18 protein-coding genes and 1 CRISPR repeat array are annotated in these 17047 nt (G+C 58.3%); of the genes, 1 reads left to right on the top strand and 17 read right to left on the bottom strand.

What is annotated here, in order from left to right; translation table 11 throughout:
- On the bottom strand, nucleotides 1-195 hold the full coding sequence (locus tag DXX99_RS06350; protein ID WP_115792662.1) for a dodecin family protein: 195 nt from the start codon (nucleotides 193-195) through the stop codon (nucleotides 1-3).
- 149 nt (nucleotides 196-344) lie between these two features.
- Between DXX99_RS06350 and DXX99_RS06345 the strand changes: the two genes are divergently transcribed.
- Nucleotides 345-1574, top strand: a complete 1230-nt coding sequence (locus DXX99_RS06345) for an MFS transporter (protein ID WP_115792661.1) — start codon at nucleotides 345-347, stop codon at nucleotides 1572-1574.
- On the opposite strand, the gene DXX99_RS06340 is transcribed toward DXX99_RS06345, so the two are convergent.
- The 16 genes from DXX99_RS06340 to DXX99_RS06255 all read right to left on the bottom strand — a co-directional run bounded on the left by DXX99_RS06340 (nucleotide 1564) and on the right by DXX99_RS06255 (nucleotide 17012).
- Nucleotides 1564-2007, bottom strand: coding sequence for a 4Fe-4S dicluster domain-containing protein (locus DXX99_RS06340; protein ID WP_115792660.1), 444 nt, complete (start codon nucleotides 2005-2007; stop codon nucleotides 1564-1566). The two genes, DXX99_RS06345 and DXX99_RS06340, sit on opposite strands and share 11 nt — an antisense overlap.
- Before the next feature lie 241 nt (nucleotides 2008-2248).
- Nucleotides 2249-2599 carry an NADH-ubiquinone oxidoreductase-F iron-sulfur binding region domain-containing protein gene (locus DXX99_RS06335; protein WP_115792659.1) on the bottom strand — a complete coding sequence of 117 codons (351 nt, stop codon included), beginning with the start codon at nucleotides 2597-2599 and terminating at the stop codon, nucleotides 2249-2251.
- A 38-nt stretch (nucleotides 2600-2637) separates the two neighbouring features.
- Nucleotides 2638-3933 carry a glutamate-1-semialdehyde 2,1-aminomutase gene (gene hemL, locus DXX99_RS06330; RefSeq protein WP_115792658.1) on the bottom strand — a complete coding sequence of 432 codons (1296 nt, stop codon included), beginning with the start codon at nucleotides 3931-3933 and terminating at the stop codon, nucleotides 2638-2640.
- Entirely contained in the window at nucleotides 3926-4411 is a 486-nt protein-coding gene (gene ahbB, locus DXX99_RS06325) for a siroheme decarboxylase subunit beta (RefSeq protein ID WP_115792657.1), read from the bottom strand. Before ahbB ends, hemL begins: the two co-directional genes overlap by 8 nt.
- On the bottom strand, nucleotides 4368-4889 hold the full coding sequence (ahbA, locus tag DXX99_RS06320; protein ID WP_115792656.1) for a siroheme decarboxylase subunit alpha: 522 nt from the start codon (nucleotides 4887-4889) through the stop codon (nucleotides 4368-4370). Before ahbA ends, ahbB begins: the two co-directional genes overlap by 44 nt.
- Nucleotides 4890-4896: 7 nt before the next feature.
- Nucleotides 4897-5889, bottom strand: coding sequence for a putative heme d1 biosynthesis radical SAM protein NirJ2 (gene nirJ2 / locus DXX99_RS06315; RefSeq protein ID WP_115792655.1), 993 nt, complete (start codon nucleotides 5887-5889; stop codon nucleotides 4897-4899).
- A 22-nt stretch (nucleotides 5890-5911) separates the two neighbouring features.
- Nucleotides 5912-6886: a porphobilinogen synthase gene (gene hemB, locus DXX99_RS06310; RefSeq protein WP_115792654.1), complete on the bottom strand. Its 975-nt coding sequence runs from the start codon at nucleotides 6884-6886 to the stop codon at nucleotides 5912-5914.
- Nucleotides 6883-8409 (bottom strand): uroporphyrinogen-III C-methyltransferase, encoded by a 1527-nt coding sequence (gene cobA / locus DXX99_RS06305; protein WP_115792653.1) that lies wholly within the window; start codon nucleotides 8407-8409, stop codon nucleotides 6883-6885. Before cobA ends, hemB begins: the two co-directional genes overlap by 4 nt.
- Nucleotides 8410-8431: 22 nt before the next feature.
- On the bottom strand, nucleotides 8432-9358 hold the full coding sequence (gene hemC / locus DXX99_RS06300) for a hydroxymethylbilane synthase (RefSeq protein WP_115792652.1): 927 nt from the start codon (nucleotides 9356-9358) through the stop codon (nucleotides 8432-8434).
- Between the two features lie 5 nt (nucleotides 9359-9363).
- The gene (hemA, locus tag DXX99_RS06295) at nucleotides 9364-10674 is read right to left on the bottom strand and encodes a glutamyl-tRNA reductase (RefSeq protein WP_115792651.1); all 1311 of its coding nucleotides are present in this window, start codon (nucleotides 10672-10674) and stop codon (nucleotides 9364-9366) included.
- Complete coding sequence (locus DXX99_RS06290) at nucleotides 10649-11278, bottom strand: precorrin-2 dehydrogenase/sirohydrochlorin ferrochelatase family protein (protein ID WP_115792650.1); 630 nt, start codon at nucleotides 11276-11278, stop codon at nucleotides 10649-10651. Before DXX99_RS06290 ends, hemA begins: the two co-directional genes overlap by 26 nt.
- Nucleotides 11279-11299: 21 nt before the next feature.
- The gene (locus DXX99_RS06285) at nucleotides 11300-12262 is read right to left on the bottom strand and encodes a polyprenyl synthetase family protein (protein WP_115792649.1); all 963 of its coding nucleotides are present in this window, start codon (nucleotides 12260-12262) and stop codon (nucleotides 11300-11302) included.
- 68 nt (nucleotides 12263-12330) lie between these two features.
- The gene (locus DXX99_RS06280) at nucleotides 12331-12921 is read right to left on the bottom strand and encodes a TraR/DksA C4-type zinc finger protein (RefSeq protein WP_115792648.1); all 591 of its coding nucleotides are present in this window, start codon (nucleotides 12919-12921) and stop codon (nucleotides 12331-12333) included.
- Between the two features lie 366 nt (nucleotides 12922-13287).
- Nucleotides 13288-14247: direct repeats of the CRISPR family, unit length 30 nt; unit sequence CTTTCAATCCCACAATGGTTCGATTGCTAC.
- A 1517-nt stretch (nucleotides 14248-15764) separates the two neighbouring features.
- Nucleotides 15765-16082, bottom strand: a complete 318-nt coding sequence (locus tag DXX99_RS06265) for a DUF5665 domain-containing protein (protein WP_115792645.1) — start codon at nucleotides 16080-16082, stop codon at nucleotides 15765-15767.
- Nucleotides 16079-16294 (bottom strand): YlzJ-like family protein, encoded by a 216-nt coding sequence (locus DXX99_RS06260; RefSeq protein WP_115792644.1) that lies wholly within the window; start codon nucleotides 16292-16294, stop codon nucleotides 16079-16081. The genes DXX99_RS06265 and DXX99_RS06260 overlap by 4 nt, the downstream gene beginning before the upstream one ends.
- 13 nt (nucleotides 16295-16307) lie before the next feature.
- Nucleotides 16308-17012 (bottom strand): ClpP family protease, encoded by a 705-nt coding sequence (locus DXX99_RS06255; RefSeq protein ID WP_115792643.1) that lies wholly within the window; start codon nucleotides 17010-17012, stop codon nucleotides 16308-16310.
- Between the last annotated feature and the right edge of the window lie 35 nt (nucleotides 17013-17047).

Raw genomic sequence — 17047 nt, 5'->3', positions numbered from 1 at the left:
TCAGTCCACGTAAGCTACCTTGACGTTGGCCTTGTACTCTTTAATGACCCCGTTTTCTACGTTGGCCGTGAGGTTCAGTATCTCCACACCGGTGATATTGCCTAGGGTGCGGGAAGCCTCGCTCACCGCTGCTTGAACCGCCTCCCGCCAGCTGTGCGGAGACTCTCCTACCAACTCAGCCACCTTGACGTGCATGGCTTCTTCCCTCCTCCGAAATCTAAAGCTTTAAAGAGTCCACCCTCTATTCTGGCTGTCTCGCCTCTTTCCTATTCCCTCTGCTTGAGCCCCATCCAGCAAGAAGCGTATAATGAAGCGCGTGATCTTGCTCTTCGGAGGGGTAGAAGCTGGGACGCGCCTTTCCCCTTTTCGCCGCCCTCTATCACCGCAACTACCGCCTTTACTGGACAGGACAGCTCATCTCGGTAAGCGGCACCTGGATGCAACAGGTGGCCCTCTCCTGGCTCATCCTGGAACTTACCCACTCGGCCTTTAAGCTGGGAGTGGTGGGAGCGGCCCAGTTTCTGCCCGTTCTTCTCTTCTCGCTCTACGGAGGAATCCTGGCCGACCGCTTCCCTAAGAAATACTTGATCATATTCACCCAGGCCAGCATGATGCTGGTGGCCTTTCTCCTGGGGATGTTGGTGGTGACGGGGAAGGTTCATTACGTGGCGATAGTGGTACTGGCCTTTCTTCTGGGGTGCTTCAACGCCGTAGACATGCCGGCCCGCCAATCCTTTATCCTGGATTTGGTAGACCGCCGCACCCTCATGAACGCTTTGGCCCTGCACTCGGCCCTTTTCAACGGAGCCAGGGTGGTGGGGCCGGCACTGGCGGGAGTGGTGCTGGCCCGCTGGGGAACGGCCACCTGCTTTTTCTTGAACGCCGCTTCCTTTCTGGCCGTCTTGGTGCAGTTGGTCCGTATAGATGTGGTGAGCCGCAGAGACGTTGCAGGCGAAACCTCTTCTCCCTTCCGGGAACTCAAAGAGGCCTTTGTTTACGTGAAGGAGACGCCGCGGCTCCTTTATCCCCTGTTGTTACTGGCCCTTTTTAGCACTCTGGCCGTCAACTTTAATGTTTTGGTACCCGCCTTGGCGCGGCTCACCTTAAAAGAAGGGGCTCAGCAATACGCCTACCTTCTCACGGCTCAGGGCTTGGGAGCAGTGGCGGGAGGAATTTTCTTGGCCTGGCTTAGTTGGCAGGGGCCGAGGATCGCCTGGATTGTCACCGGAGCTCTGGCTCTCTGCCTTCCCCAGATTGTTTTGGGTCTCTTGCCCGGGTATAGCCAGGCCCTGTTCTTGCTCTTCGTGGCTGGCTGGGGAATGGTGGTGCTCATCAGCACCATAAATACCAATTTACAATTGAACGCCCGCGACGATTACCGCGGGCGGGTCATGAGCCTTTATGTGCTGCTCTTCGTGGGCACCTCTCCGGTAGGTAACCTACTGGCTGGCGCCTTGGCCCACCGCTGGGGGGTTCCCTGGGCCTTCACTCTAGGATCGGCCGCTGCCCTTCTGGCCGGAGCCATCGTGGCTGCCTGCTGGTACCGAACCGAAAGGAGAGTTGCTAGTTCATAGCCGCTCCTTTCTTCTCCTCCACCGGTCGGACAGCTGGCTTTCGTGCCCCTAGCGTGTAGACAGCCACCTTCTCCTCCTTCCGGGTGGCAGGCGAAGTGTGGGTCCCCTGAAAGACGATGATCCCCTGCGGGCAGACCTCAATGCACAGGCCGCAGTAGATGCACTTGTAGGGATCGTAGCGCCTCTTTATGAGGCGGCCGGCGCTGCGCGTCTGCCCTTCGCTCGCCGAAGCTACCTCTAGCCGGGGCCCTATCTCTACTTTAATGGCCCCCACCGGGCAGGTACGTTCGCAGCGGCGGCAGGTCATACATTCCTCTACAGTAAAGACGATTTCTCCCCGCGTGGCCGGAAACGGAGAACGGTTTTCCTGCGGGTATTTGCGGGTGACCGGCGGGGAGAAGAGGTTTTTGAGCACCACCGAAAGCATTTTCATCCGAAACTACCCCCATCCCTCGTGAAAAGTTTAACTATGTTAAGATTCAACCTTTACTAAATAAAGTAACTGTCACTCCCGTGCCGGTGCAAAGTCCGTACTAATCAGTAGAAACCCTTTCAGACTGCTAAAAGAAAATCTATATGGCTTTTAAAGCAGCTCTTATAAAAAAACGGGGAAAAGCAAAGGAGAGCTTTTCCCCGCGGCGCTTACTTGTCTAATTTTTCGCTGAAATTTAGGGTTATACCTCCACCACGTAGCGAATATCACACACGCCAGCCGGGCAGTAACGCTCCGTAAGATGCGCAGCGAACTCCTCGTCGTAGTTCGCCAAGGCCTCTTGCACCATGCGCGCCCCTATCCTGGAAGCAGGGCAGGCTTCCCCCGCCAGAACCTGCTTGGCCAGTGAGGAGAGTTCGTCGAGCAAAGAAATCTCTCCTTCGCCCCGGCTTATCTGGCGCAAGAGCTCGTAGATTCGGGGCAGGGCCTCCCGGCAGCCGGAACACTCCCCGCACTTCTCTTGCAGGGCCAGCCCCAGATAGTAAGCCGTGAGATCCACGATGCAGCGCGGTATAGCTCCGCCCGAGCACATGGGATTTCGCCTCCCAACCGAGTTTCCTTAAAGGGATTTTAACTCTTCGCTTTGAGCTTGCGCAAGGCGCGTCTGGTCGCCTCCACGGTGAAGGCCACGTCCTCCTCCCTATGGGCCAAGGAAATAAACCATGCCTCGAACTGGGAAGGGGGCAGGTAGACTCCTTCCTCGAGCATGGCATGGAAGAAATTAGCAAAAAGCGACGTGTCCGATTTAACCGCCGAGGCGTAATCCCCAACCTCTTCCGAAGTGAAGAAAAGGGTGAGCATGGAGCCTACCCGGTTGATCCTGCCGGGAACTCCCGCTTCCTCCAGAGCCCTCCGCAGGCCATCTTCCAGCATTTTCCCCAGTTTCTCAAGATACGGATAGGTTTCCTCTTGGCGCAGCACCTCCAAAGTGGCGACTCCGGCTGCCATAGCCAGGGGATTGCCGGAAAGGGTCCCGGCCTGGTAGACGGGGCCTACAGGTGCCACCATTTCCATGATTTCTCTTCTACCGCCGAAGGCTCCTACGGGCAAGCCCCCGCCGATGATCTTTCCCAGACAGGTGAGATCGGGAGTGACGCCGTAAAGCGTTTGGGCGCCGCCGTAAGCCACTCGGAACCCGGTGATCACCTCGTCGAAAATGAGCAGGGCTCCATAGGAACGGCAGAGCTCGCGCAGCCCCTCCAGAAAGCCGGGCCGGGGGGGTACTACCCCCATGTTCCCGGCCACGGGCTCCAGGATGACCGCCGCTATCTCTTCCCCACGCTCCTTGAAGATTTCCCTGACCCCTTCCAGGTCGTTGAAACGGGCCACCAGAGTGTCAGCCGCCGTACCCGGCGGCACGCCTGGACTGGTAGGAACTCCCAGGGTCAAAGCCCCGGAGCCAGCCTTTATAAGGAAGGAGTCAGCGTGGCCGTGGTAACAGCCCTCAAACTTCAGGATCTTGAAGCGGCGGGTGTAGGCCCGCGCCAGACGTATGGCGCTCATCGTGGCCTCGGTACCGGAGTTGACCAGGCGCACCATTTCCACACCGGGCAGGGCTTCCACCAGGCGACGGGCCAGTTCCACCTCCAGCGGACAGGGGGCACCGAAGCTCATGCCCCGCTTGGCCTGCGAAGCTACGGCCTCCACCACTGCCGGGTGCGCGTGCCCCAGGATGAGCGGCCCCCAGGAGCAGACGTAGTCCAGGTAGGAGTTGCCGTCGGCGTCGTAGACCCTGGCCCCTTCTCCCCCCACTATGAAGGGGGGAATCCCTCCAACCGCCTTGAAGGCCCGGACCGGGCTGTTGACCCCTCCGGGAAGGTACTTCTGGGCCTCGGTAAACAGCCGGATAGATGTCTCCCTATTCACTTCCTTCCCCCCTCTCGGTGAAGTACTGGGGGTTGGAGCGCTTAAGTTCCTGGGTGCTGAAAAGCACCAGGAAATCTTTTATCCCCACGGCCTCGCTAAGCCTCCTTACGATCTCCCAGCACTCCTCCCGCCGGGGACGGTGAATCATAGTGTAGAGGTTGTAGGGCCACTCGGGGGTGGGCAATCGCTCGTAACAGTGGGTAACCTCCGGGAAAGAAGCCAGCTTCCTTCCCACCTCTTCCACCCTTTCCGGAGGCACCTGCCACACCACCATGGCGTTGGCCGTGAACCCCACGTGCTGCTGACGCAGGGCGGCCGAAAGCCGCCGGATTATCCCCTTTTCCAAATATTCTTTCACCTTGGCAATGACCGCCTCTTCACTCATCCCCACCCGCTTCCCGATTTCACGAAAGGGGCGGGAAGTGAGGGGGAAATTATTCCCCAGCTCCAGGATCAGGCGCTGCTCCTGCTCGGTCATGGCTTCCCTCCAGGTCGAAGTTCACCCTTATCTTGAAAATGCGGCGGGCTGGCAGGTTGAGAAACTGGTTGATCCCCGTCTTCTCTCTTATCTCCCGCAATATCTGGTTTATCCGCTCGTGCGAAGGGGCCAGGATGGTGAACCAGACATTGTAAGTCTCGTGCTCCCGGACGTAGTTGTGGGTCACTTCCGGATAGCTGTTGATTACCTCGGCCACTTCCGGTATCCTTTTCGGCGGCACCGCTAGGGCGCATAGGGTGCCGGTGTAGCCTATCTTACGAGAGTCAATAATGGCCCCCAGGCGCCTGATCACCCCCATTTCTTTTAGCTCGCGCAGCCGGGCGATCAGCGCCTCCTCTGTCATCCCCACCTGTGCGGCCAGCTCCCGGAAAGGCTCCGGCACGGGGGAAAACCCCTTTTGCAAGGCGGCCAGCAGCCGCCGGTCGGCATCGGTTAAAACCGCTTTCTTTTCCGGCATGGAACTTCTAGCCCCTCTTTTTCGGCCGGTAGAGACACCAGGGTTCTTCGGCCATGTAATCGCCGTAGTAGTAAAGGGCTCGTGCCCGACAACCGCCGCAAACATCGTTGTACTCGCATACCCCGCACTTGCCGGTGTACTGCCGGGTGCGCAGACGCTGGAAGATGGGAGCTTCTTTCCATATGATGGAAAAAGGGGTCTGGCGCACATCGCCCGCCGGCAGGTCGAGGTAGGCGCAGGGCTGCACGATCCCCACCGGGTTTATAAGGCAGTAGGCCAGCCCGGCCAAACACCCCCGACCGAAGCGGGTATCGTATCCCATCTGGCGGGCGATGCGCTGGAACTGGGGGGCGCAGGTGGGCTTCACCTCTATGTTAGCCTCCCTACCTTTTTGCAACAGGCGCCGGAGCAGGCGCTCGTACTGCTCGGCTCTGAGCGAAGCCTCGGCCAGGTTGACGGCCCGGCCGGTGGGCACCAGGAAGAAAACGTGATGCCCCCTGGCCCCCATGGCCACGGCGAAGTCGGTGATTTCTTCGACCTCTTCGTAGTTAAAATCCATCACCGTGGTGTGTATCTGAAAGGGCAACCCCTCCTCGCGGCAGGCCTCCATCCCCTTAACCGCCGCCTCCCAAGACCCGGGCACGCCCCGGAGGCGATCGTGTTTTTGCGGATCCAAACTGTCAAGGCTTATCCCCGCCACGGTAAGCCCGGCCTTTTTGAGCTCTCTGGCCACCTCGCGGGTGATGAGCGTCCCGTTAGTCCCTAAGACCGGTCGCAGACCTAAAGAGCGGGCGTGCGCTATCAAGGAGTAGAGGTCCGGGCGTAAGATGGGTTCTCCACCGGAGAAGATCATGATTTTGAACCCCGCCCGCGCTATCTCTTCGATGAGCTCTTTGCCCTCCTCGGTGGTGAGCTCCGCCTCTTTTTTCGCGCCGGCATCCCGGTAGCAGTGCTCGCACTTCAGGTTGCAGGCGTTGGTCACGTTCCAGGAAATGATCATTTTTTTCTTCTCCTTTCCCCGCTTACCCGCGCAGCCAGCGGGCCGCCTCCTTGGCGAAGTAGGTTATGATGATGTCGGCCCCCGCCCGCTTGATGGCGGTAAGCACTTCCAGCACCACCGCCTTCTCGTCAAGCCAGCCGAGCTTTGCTGCTGCCTTTATCATAGCGTACTCCCCGCTCACATTGTAGGCCGCCACCGGGCGCCCAAAAGCGTCCTTAACCTGCCTTATGACGTCCAGGTAGGCCAAGGCCGGCTTCACCATAACTATGTCGGCTCCCTCTTCCAGGTCGAGCTCTACCTCCCAGAGAGCCTCGGCTGCGTTGGCCGGGTCCATCTGGTAGCTACGGCGGTCGCCGAAGCGGGGAGCACTTTCCGCTGCCTCCCGAAAGGGGCCATAAAAGGCAGAGGCGTACTTGGCGCTGTAAGCCATGATGCCTACCTCCTGAAGGCCGGCCGCGTCCAGCGCCTCTCTTATAGCCCTCACCCTCCCGTCCATCATGTCCGACGGGGCCACCAGGTCGGCTCCCGCCTCGGCGTAAGTCACCGCTGCCCGCGCCAGAAGAGGAAGGGTGGGATCGTTGAGCACGCGCCCTTCTTCGACCACCCCGCAGTGACCGTGGTTGGTGTAAGGGCAGAGACAGACATCGGCCGCCACCACCAACTCGGGAAAGCGGGCTTTAATCGCCCGTACGGCCCGCGGAACCACACCTTCCCGGTTCCAGGCCTCGCTCCCCTGGGGGTCTTTGCGGTCGGTGACGCCGAAGAGCAAGATTCCGGGCAGGCCTAGCTCCACTGCTTCCTCCAGTTCGTCCAAGAGTTGGTCTATGGAGTAGCGAAAGACGCCGGGCATGGACTCCACCGGCTGCCTTATACCCTTTCCTTCCACCACGAAGAGCGGCCACAGAAGATCCTTTACCCCGAGCTCCGTCTCCCGCACCAAGCGCCGCAAGTTTTCCAGCCGACGCAGGCGGCGCGGCCGGTGGTAAGGATAGGTCAATTTAATCCCCCCTCGCTGCCAAAGTGGGCGGCCAGGGCCGCCACCAGCCCCGGTATGGTGTACTCCTTAGCCTCCACATCCACTTTAATACCGAGCTCCCTGGCCGTCTGGCTGGTTACCGGGCCGATGGAAGCCACGGTGACGCGTCCAAGCAGCTTCCCTGCTTCTTCCCCCAGCGCCTCCACCAGGAAGCGTACGGTGGAGGAACTGGTGAAAGTGACGGCGTCTATTTCTCCCGCCTCCAGAAGGCGCCGGGCGAGGGCGACCCTTTCCTGAGCCGGGCGTATGTGGTAGGCTACCACGCTTTCTACTTCGCAGCCTAAAGCCTTCAGGGCCTCTTCTAAAAGCTTGCGGGCCAGATCGGCACGGGGCAGAAGGACGCGCTCTCCCGGCCGCACCCACAGGCGGAGGCTCTCCACCAGCTCCTCCGCTCGGTAGGCCTCGGGCAAATCGGCCACTTCAAGCCCCTTTTCCCGCAGGACTTCCGCCGTGGCCGGTCCCAGGGCCACGAAGCGGGCTTTGGCAAAGGCTCTAATATCTTTCTTTTTCTCCCGCAGGCGGCGGAAGAAGTGTTCCACTCCGTTGACCGAGGTGAAGACCACCCAATCGTAGGTCCCGGCCCGATCGAGTGCCCTATCCAGTGGTCCCCAGTCTTCTGGCGGATCTATCCTTATCACCGGGCACTCTACCGCTTCCCCTCCTAAGGCCGCCAGAGCTCGGGAGAGGCGGGAAGCTTGGTGGCGAGCCCTGGTCACCAGGACGCGCTTTCCTTTGAGAGGACCGGGAGTGAACCAGGCGAGCTCCCGGCTGAGTTTCACCACCTGGCCCACCACCACCACCGCCGGGTTAGTAAGCCCAGCTTCCTCTACTTCTCGCACCAGATCCTTTAAAGGGGCCGTTACCTGCCTCTGCCTGCCGGTGGTGCCCCACTGGATCACCGCCGCCGGCGTGCTGCCCGGCATTCCCTTTTCCTGAAGCTTTTGCACGATGGTCTCCAAGTGAGCCATTCCCATAAGAAAGACCAGAGTGCCGTTGTTAGCCATACTTTCCCAGTTTAGGTTAGAATCTTCTTTCTCCGGGTCTTCACTCCCGGTAGCTACGGTAAAGCTGGCCACGTAGTTTCGGTGGGTGAGAGGTATCCCGGCGTAGGCAGGAGCAGCTATGGCCGCCGTCACTCCCGGCACCACCTCGAAAGGTATCCCAGCCCCGCTCAAAGCCTCTGCCTCTTCTCCTCCCCGCCCGAAGACGAAGGGGTCTCCACCTTTCAGCCGCACCACCACTTTACCTTCTCGCGCATAGCGCACCAGAAGGGAGTTTATCTCTTCCTGGCTTAAGGCGTGCTTTCCCGGTTCCTTCCCCACAAAGATCAAGCTGGCTTCCGGGCGAGCGTGGTTCAAAAGGGCCGGGTTTACCAGGCGGTCGTAGACCACCACATCGGCCCTCGCCAGAACCTCTGCCCCTTTAAGGGTAATGAGCCCCGGATCTCCGGGACCTCCACCTACTAGGTAAACCTTACCCCCCATTCCCCAACCTCCAACCACTAGCTTATCCCCGCAGCAACTCTTCGGCACCTTCCTGGAGGAGCCGCTCGGCCAGTCTTATTCCCACTTCTTCCGGATAGGCCGTAGGGCCGCTTTCCTGCCCCCGGATAATTCTCCTCCCTTCCGGATCGGCCACCAGCCCTTCCAGCAAGATCTCGGTTCCCGCCACGCGCGCCAAGGCGGCTATGGGCACATGGCACCCTCCCCCCAGCCAACGCAAAAAGGCTCGCTCGGCGGTCACTTCCAGGCGCGTGGTCGGATCGTCCAGTGCTTCCAGCATCTTTCTGAGCTTCCGGTCTTCCTTCCTTATCTCTACCCCTATGGCTCCCTGCGCCACTGCCGGAAGACAAACTTTATAAGAAAGGAGTGTCATTCTTCTGGTGAGATCAAGTCCAAGCCTTTTAAGCCCGGCCCAGGCCAGAACTATCGCTTCGCACTCCCCTCTTTCCAGCTTGCGTAGGCGGGTGGGCACATTTCCCCGCAGGGATACGAAGTTCAAATCCGGACGGACCGCTTTCAGCTGGGCCTGCCGCCGTAGGCTGGAGGTACCTATCCTGGCCCTTTCCGGCAGGTCCTCCAGCCCCGCCCCCGTTAGAGATACGAGTACATCTCCCGGATGCTCGCGGGGAAGCACCGCTCCCACGCAGAGTTCTTCCGGCAGCTCGGTGGGGAGATCCTTGAGACTGTGCACCGCCAGATCTATTTTTCCCTCTAGCAGGGCTATTTCCAGCTCCTTGGTAAAAAGCCCCTTCCCCCCTATGCGGGGAAGGGCCAAGTTCCGTACCTTATCGCCGGTGGTCTTAATTTTGACTACTTCATAGGTGTAGTGCGGCCATCTCTCCCGGAGGATCTGTAAAACTTGCTCCGTCTGAACCAGAGCCAGATCGCTCCCCCGGGTACCGATGCGCAGGCAACACTTGCTTCTCCTCATTCCCTCTAACTTTTACCCCCGCTCGAACACTCGCTTCGGGCTTCCGCCTTCTCTATCTCCAAGTTAAAAAGTTCCTGCAAAGTCTCGGCGTAAACGTGCCCCCGGGTGGTCAGGGCCAGCTCTTTCAGGCGCACTATGGGATCGTGTAAAAGCTGGTTGACGAGGCTGTTGGCCAAAGAGAGCACCGCCTTCTGCTGCTGGGGGGTAAGCGGACCCAGCCGATTTAAAGCCCGCTTGAGTTCCCGCTGTTTTATTTCTTCGCCGCGCTCTTTAAGGGCAGCAATTACGGGAACCACTGCCCGCTCGGCCTGGCGGCGCAAAAACTTATCCACTTCCTCTTCTATAATGGCCTCGGCTTGGACTGCCGCCTGCCGCCGGGCCGCGTAGTTTTCGTCCACCACTTTGCTCAAGGCGTCGATGTCGTAAAGCGTGACGCCGGGGAGCTTTCCTACCTCCGGATCCACGTCGCGGGGGACGGCTATGTCAATGAGGAAGAGCTTCCTCCCGCCCCGCCGCCGCATGACCTCGGCCACGGCCCCGGCATGAATAACGTAGTGGGTGGCCGCTGTGCAACTGATCACTATATCCGCGTCCAGCATCTGCTCGTAAAGCTCGTCAAAGCGTACGGCCCGGCCACCGAAACGCGCCGCCAGCTCCCTAGCGTGATCGAAGGAGCGGTTGGACACTATCACTCCCGCCACCCCGTTAGCCACCAGGTGCTTGACCGTAAGCTCTCCCATCTTACCCGCACCCACTATCAGTACCGTGCGCTCCGCCAAGCTACCCAGCGCTTGCCGAACCAACTCCACCGCCGCGGAGCTCACTGAAACCGCATTGCGGTCAATACCAGTTTCCACGCGCACCCGCTTTCCCACCGCCAGGGCCTGCTGGAAAAGGGCATTGAAGTAACTCTCGGTGGCACCTACCTCCAGCGCCAGGTGATAGGCGTCGCGCACCTGTCCCAGTATCTGGGTCTCTCCTAGTACCATCGAGTCCAGGCCCGAAGCCACCCGAAAAAGATGCTTAACGCAGTTGCGCTCGGTGTGGGCGTAAAGATAGGGCTTGAGTCCCGTCTCAAACTCCACCCCCGCCCGTCGGGAAATTACCTCGATGACCGCTGTGCGGGCTACTTCCTTGGAGAGGAGCAGGTAAAATTCCGTGCGGTTACAGGTAGAAAGCAGAACTACAGCCTCTACTCCAGATCTGCGCTTGAGCTCGACTAGCAGCTCACGCGCCTGCGTCGGAGTAAAGGAGAAACGCTCCCGCACCTGGACCGGCGCTGTCCGGTGGTTAAGCCCCACTACTATCAAGAACACGCCTCACCAACTCCTTTGCTCGACCGAGGTCGTTACGTTCCAAGGCTTCCACGATATCCGGACCCACCAACCCGGTCAGCACTCGCTCCTTTTCCCCCTTCTCAAGCTTCAAGAGACGGGGGCGCAATTCTCCTAAATAAGCCAGAAATTCCCCCCACGCCGGAGAGAGCCTGGCTTCCAGCCACTGCCGCAGAGCTCGGGCCAGCCCCGGACTCTTTCCCTGGGTGGAGATGGCCACGGTCAAGTCTCCCCGGCGCACCACCGAAGGGACATAAAAGTCGCAAAGCTCCGGAGTGTCGACCACGTTCACCCACACTCCGCCAGCTTGGCATTCCCGGGCTACCGCCTCGTTTACTTCCCGGTTGTCGGTGGCGCTTATCACCAAAAAAGCCCCCGCCGTGTCACCCGCACGAAACTCCCGGGCCCACCATTCTATTTTCCCTTCTTGAGCCCACCTGCGCAGGGAGGGTGCCACTTCAGGGCTTATGACCCGCACCCGCGCCCGGCAGGCCAGAAGCCCCTCCACCTTTCTGGTGGCCACCTGTCCGCCGCCCACCACCACGCAAAGCTTTCCTTCCAACCGCAAGAAGATAGGATAAAGCACGCTACCTCTCCTTCAATGGTATCAAAAGCTGCGGGTAAGGACGAACTCGGCAATTTGCTCCAGGCGGCGGCGCTGGGGTATGGCAGGGAGAGAACGCAAAAAGCGCAAGGCCTTGTTGGTAAAAGCCTGCGCTACTTCCAGACTAAAACTTATTCCTCCCGCTTCTTTGACTATGGCAATGGCTTCCTGAACCTCCGCCTCGCTCTTCCCCCGCATGCAAATGATTTCTTTAAGCCGCCGCCCCCTCCTGCTCCGGCTCCAGGCGTAAATAACAGGAAGAGTAGCTATCCCCTGGCGGATATCCCCACCTACCACCTTGCCCAACACCCGCTCCTCGGCCACCAGGTCGAGCACGTCGTCCACCACCTGGAAAGCCATTCCCAGGGCCAACCCGTATTGCCGTAGGGCCTGACAGACCACAGGCGGGGCCTCGCATACCCTGGCCCCCAACTCGCAGGCGGCACCGATGAAGAGAGCCGTCTTCCGGCGGATGCGCCGGAAATAGCGCCAAACGCTCTGGTGAGGACTGTAGCTCTCTCTTTCTTGCGCGAATTCTCCTGTGCACATGGCTAGGCAGGTGGCTGCCAGTTTCCTCGCCACCATTGGATCGTCGTAGCCAGAGACCAGTTCTATGGCCTGGGCAAAGAGGACATCTCCCACCTTGATGGCTGTCTCCGGACCCCAGCGCGAATGGACCGTGGGGATACCTCGCCTCATCTCGGCTCCGTCGATCACGTCGTCATGTACTAGCGTGGCCATGTGGATGAGCTCCACCGCCGCCGCCAGCGGGAGGACCCGCTCCAGGGAGTAGTGGCCAAAGTGGGCACACAACAAAGCGAGGGCCGGCCGCAGGCGCTTGCCCCCGGCAGTCAGCAGGTGAAAGGCTGGCTCGCGCAGAGGAGAAGGGGCATGCGCCACCAGCTTTCGGATTTCCTCTTCCACACGGTCCAAGTCCTCTCGCAGATCCCCCCAGAAAGTCAGCACATACCTGCCCCCCTAATTGGGGTTATTCGCCCTTCACCGGTCGAAATCCTGCCTCTCCCACCTTAAAATTAGGACTTACCCGCCGGTGGATCTTCATAAGGGCGGAAATCCTGGTACCAAACGCCGTCTTCGCGCGTAACCGGTATTCCGTCTGCCCCTTCCCGCTCCTCCAGTTCAGTGGAAAGGGAATGCTGAGCTACATCCTCCCACACCTCTTCCTGATTGTAACCTAGGTCATCCCCTGCTTCCAAGAAGGGAGTACCCAGGACTTCCTCTTCCACGGGGCGAATGCGCTTAACTTTTTCCGCTTCCTGTTTTTCTTTGCAGGCGTGGCAGAGAGTAGTGTAGGGAACCGCTTCTAGCCTCTCGCGGGGGATAGGTGCGCCGCAGCTTTCACAGCGCCCATAAGTCCCTTCTTCCAGTCGACGAAGGGCATCCTCTATAGCTTGGAGTTTCAGGAGGGCATCTTCCCGCAAGGCCAAATCCTTGGCCCGCTCAAAGAGCTCGCTCCCTATATCGGCTGGGTGGTTGTCGGCCAGAGATAGCTCCCCTGTAGCTTCGCGCATTGATTGGCGCTCACTATGGGCCCTTTCCTCCAGCTCTTCTTTCTCCTGGAGCAAGCGCCGACGAAAGCGCTCCAGGTCTATTCCTTCGGTCAAGGCTCTAAAACCTCCTTCCTTTTCTCCCTCAGAGACGAGCACCCCTGGTGCAAGGTAAGCTTCCCTGCTCCGGCTCGCCCCCAGTACCCGCTTCGAAGTAGTTGTAGTATTCCCCGGACCGAAGAAGGTTCCCCTCCCTTATAAGCTGCATAAGGGGATCCCTATCTCAACAGGCCTGATTCTTTCCTTTCAAGATATTTCCCAGCTCCCCTGGCGCAAGCTCCAAGAGAAAACTAGGTGCCTGGCGCGAACGAAGTGCCCAGCTCCCGCCCGCAACACCTTTCACGATGAGCAAAAAATAAAAAGACCGGATGCCACTCCGGATCTCAACGAACCGATTTCCCCTTTTCGTTTCAATCCCACACTCTTTCAATCCCACAATGGTTCGATTGCTACCATATGCGCGCCATGCCTGGGGAGTATCCTCCATCACTTTCAATCCCACAATGGTTCGATTGCTACTCTTTCTGCTTATGAGCTGTTAGGCTTAATGGCGAAACTTTCAATCCCACAATGGTTCGATTGCTACCCTAGAGGTCCAGCGAGCGGAAGACCCGGAGCTGGAAACTTTCAATCCCACAATGGTTCGATTGCTACACATCCTGCCCCCCGAAACCTTCTTCAGCCAGCCGCCTTTCAATCCCACAATGGTTCGATTGCTACGCGTCCACCGCGTCCTAAACGGCGCCCTAAAGCAGGCTTTCAATCCCACAATGGTTCGATTGCTACCAGTCACCGTAACGCCCGGCTCCAGCTCCACCACCAGGCTTTCAATCCCACAATGGTTCGATTGCTACTATAACGGCACTATACGTGTAGACCGTAGAGAAATCTTTCAATCCCACAATGGTTCGATTGCTACGTGGATTGCAAGCGAAATCAAGGGTTGGTTGAAAAAGCTTTCAATCCCACAATGGTTCGATTGCTACTCTCTTCCACCATTGCCTACGCCCTCCCCTTTCTACTTTCAATCCCACAATGGTTCGATTGCTACGCTCAAGCCCCAAGAGGTGTTGGACGCTATGCGCGCTTTCAATCCCACAATGGTTCGATTGCTACGTGGCCTGCTTGCACGCAGCCAGGGCGGCCGCGTCCCTTTCAATCCCACAATGGTTCGATTGCTACCAACTGGCCTAAAGGGACACAGAACATCCGGGTGGACTTTCAATCCCACAATGGTTCGATTGCTACGCCTTCCAAAAGGAGGTGGTGGTCATTCGTAGCCGCTCTTTCAATCCCACAATGGTTCGATTGCTACCTTCGACCGGAAAGCGCTCCTTTATCGCTTCGATCGCTCTTTCAATCCCACAATGGTTCGATTGCTACGAAGCATGTTTGGGGGCGGGAGGCCTTGATTTTTCTCGCTCCGAGCTCCTGCCACCTTCTCCAGATTGCCGTCGACCTTCGGTTAACCCCAAAACCCCAGGGGGTCGACGGCAACTCCCGATTCCCGAAACCCGCGCCAGCACTGGATCTGTTATAATCTTCCAAACAGCAGGTAGCTCCCAGCGCCCTTTAACCGCCCAGGTCGACGGCAATTATAACATGGCGGCAGCAGACAGAGCAAACCCCAGATTTGCTGGTGTAAACCGCAAAAAATGGCCACCCACTCTTATTTACTGCATCTTTCTAGACAAAGTACGGAATTGCGCTAACTCTTAACCCTCGCAGGCACACTGAGAGTAAGGGCCTTTGTTCCGGTTAGTCTGCCGCCAGCATATGCACCTCCACCCCGGCGTACTAACGGCGCGCTTTTCGGCACGGAGATCAAGGTCACCATGCTACCGGAGCTCGATAACGCTCACAGACATCAAGCCATAGCCCAGACCCGTTTTAGCTCCCACGCCGTGAGTAGAAAAGGCGTAGTCCAGCCACTTGACTGTTTTTTCTAGCAATTCCTTTCCTTCGGCTTCTCCCACTTCTTTCCCAATATTCAGATAGAAAACCCAGGAACCCCCTTCTACCGCTCCGAAAAACACCGGAATCGGGTTGTAGTAATCGCCCGGGGGGAAAGGCTCCGCCTTCCTGGTAGTACGGTGCGTAGTGCGGATTCAGTACGTCTTCTACCACCACAGGCGGCTCCAGAGGAAACCCATCGAAAAAGCACACTCCTCCCCGCTCCTCCCGCCCGAAAACGCGGCAGAATAAGGGATCGCCGAGCGCTCTCTCTTCCTTACCCCAAATTCCTTCCAGATCACCGCGCTGCGCACTGCCCTTTGAATGCGCTGGCCGGCACACAAGGGAAACCGTAAAGCGGATAGAGGGCCAAGGAAACTTCGTAAACTGATTCTGCTCCCAAACCCACCACTAACCGGCCCTTCAAGCGAGCGACTATTCTTCTGAACTCAAGCCCGGAACTTTTGAGTGCCTGCCTGCAGCGTTTATCCAGCAACTCAAAAAAGGATCGCTCGGGAATAAGGGGCGGATCAAAGACAACTCTCTTTCCAGGCAAAGAAAACTGGAAAGTCCCTTTCTCCCCGTCGTAGCTTGCCCCTTTTTCGAGGAAGGGTCCAAAGTTTTTGATCGTCTGACCACGGAGAAGATCCGCGGTTTTATAAATCCGCGCACCCAATCGGCATACCGATCAAGTTCGCGGGTGAGAGCCCGCTGAAAGTCGGCCAAAGCAACAGGATCTTTCAGAAAGTGCCCCCCTACCCACTTGCCCATGTTGTCCCCGTCCATGCAGAGCACGGCGTAATATTTGGTGAATTTTAACCCTTTACTGAGGCTGTGGAAATTTTTTTCAATTGCTTATTAGTCGACGGGGCTGAAATTTCTGCCAAGCCAGAGCAAACTATTGCCAAAATCGGCTCCAATCTGCACCCCGCGCGGCCCGGAAAGCCTCAGTACAGGTGCATTTCCACCATGCGTACGATCTCCGCGATAAAGCGGCCTATCCCCGGAAGGTTGGCTGTCACTAGCATCCGCAAGAAGTAAAGCAAAATGCTACTGAGCAGGGCAAAACCCACCGCTATCCCCAGCCCTCGCGCTACTCCGGAAATGAAATTCACATACATTAAGCGCCAGGGGTGCTCCAAAAGCCTCACATACTCGGCCAGTCGCATCTTCTCCACCTGCAAGGCCAGCTCCTTAGTCCGCCTTTCCAGCTGTCCCAGCAGGTAGGCAAGCCTCGCCTCTTCTTTGGGAGTCACTGCCTTCATTCCCCTTCTCTAAACCACACCTTCTGTCCCGGCGTTAAAGCCACGTCGAGGAAAGAAAAGGGATCGGTGGCCAGAACCCGCACGATCTTACCTTCCCCCCGTCCCGTGACTTCCACCAGCACCGGCACTCCTTTCAAGAAACAGAGGCGCTGAATGGGTACTTTTCCTTCCTCCCACACCAGCTCTAAGGGGAGAGGAGTGTAAAGCAGCAAAACTTTCACCTCCTCAAGTGGGAAAGGGAGGAGGAGAGGCCCGGTTGAGGGCTATGAGTTCCCGGAGCTTGGCAAGCGCCTCCCGCACTCCTCCCACCTCGTCAATGAGCCCGCAGTCCACCGCTTCTCTTCCCACCAGCACCGTCCCTATGTCTCGCGCCAGCTCCCCCGAGCGGAACATCAGTTCCCGAAAGCGCCACTCTTCTATACGTGAGTGCCGTACTACAAACTTTATGACCCTATCTTGCATCTTTTCCAGGTACTCCCAAGTCTGCGGCACGCCTATAACCTGGCCGGTGAGTCTTATGGGGTGGATGGTCATGCTGGCCGTCTCGGTGATAAAAGAGTAGCGACATCCGACGGCGATGGGAACCCCTATGGAATGACCTCCGCCAAGAACTAGGGAAACGGTGGGCTTGGAAAGAGAGGCTAACATTTCCGCAATGGCCAAGCCCGCCTCCACGTCTCCCCCGACCGTGTTGAGTATCACCAGTATCCCCTCTACCTCCGGATGCTGCTCCAGGGCAACAAGCTGAGGGAGAACGTGCTCATACTTGGTAGTTTTATTTTGCGGGGGCAGGACCAGATGTCCCTCGATCTGCCCCACGATGGTGAGACAGTGAATGTTGCTGCGGGGTTGCGGCACTACCGTTGTCCCCATCTCCCGCATCTGAGCCAAGGCCGAGGTTTTGGCTTCGGGAATCGGCTCCATCATCATCCCGCGCCCACCCTCTCACGATATTCTTTGCCGGG

The sequence above is a fragment of the Ammonifex thiophilus genome, assembly GCF_003368535.1.
In the GTDB taxonomy this organism is placed as follows: Bacteria; Bacillota; Desulfotomaculia; order Desulfotomaculales; family Ammonificaceae; genus Ammonifex; species Ammonifex thiophilus.
Note: the sequence above shows the minus strand (reverse complement) of the source record. Positions and strands in the feature narration are given on the sequence as shown.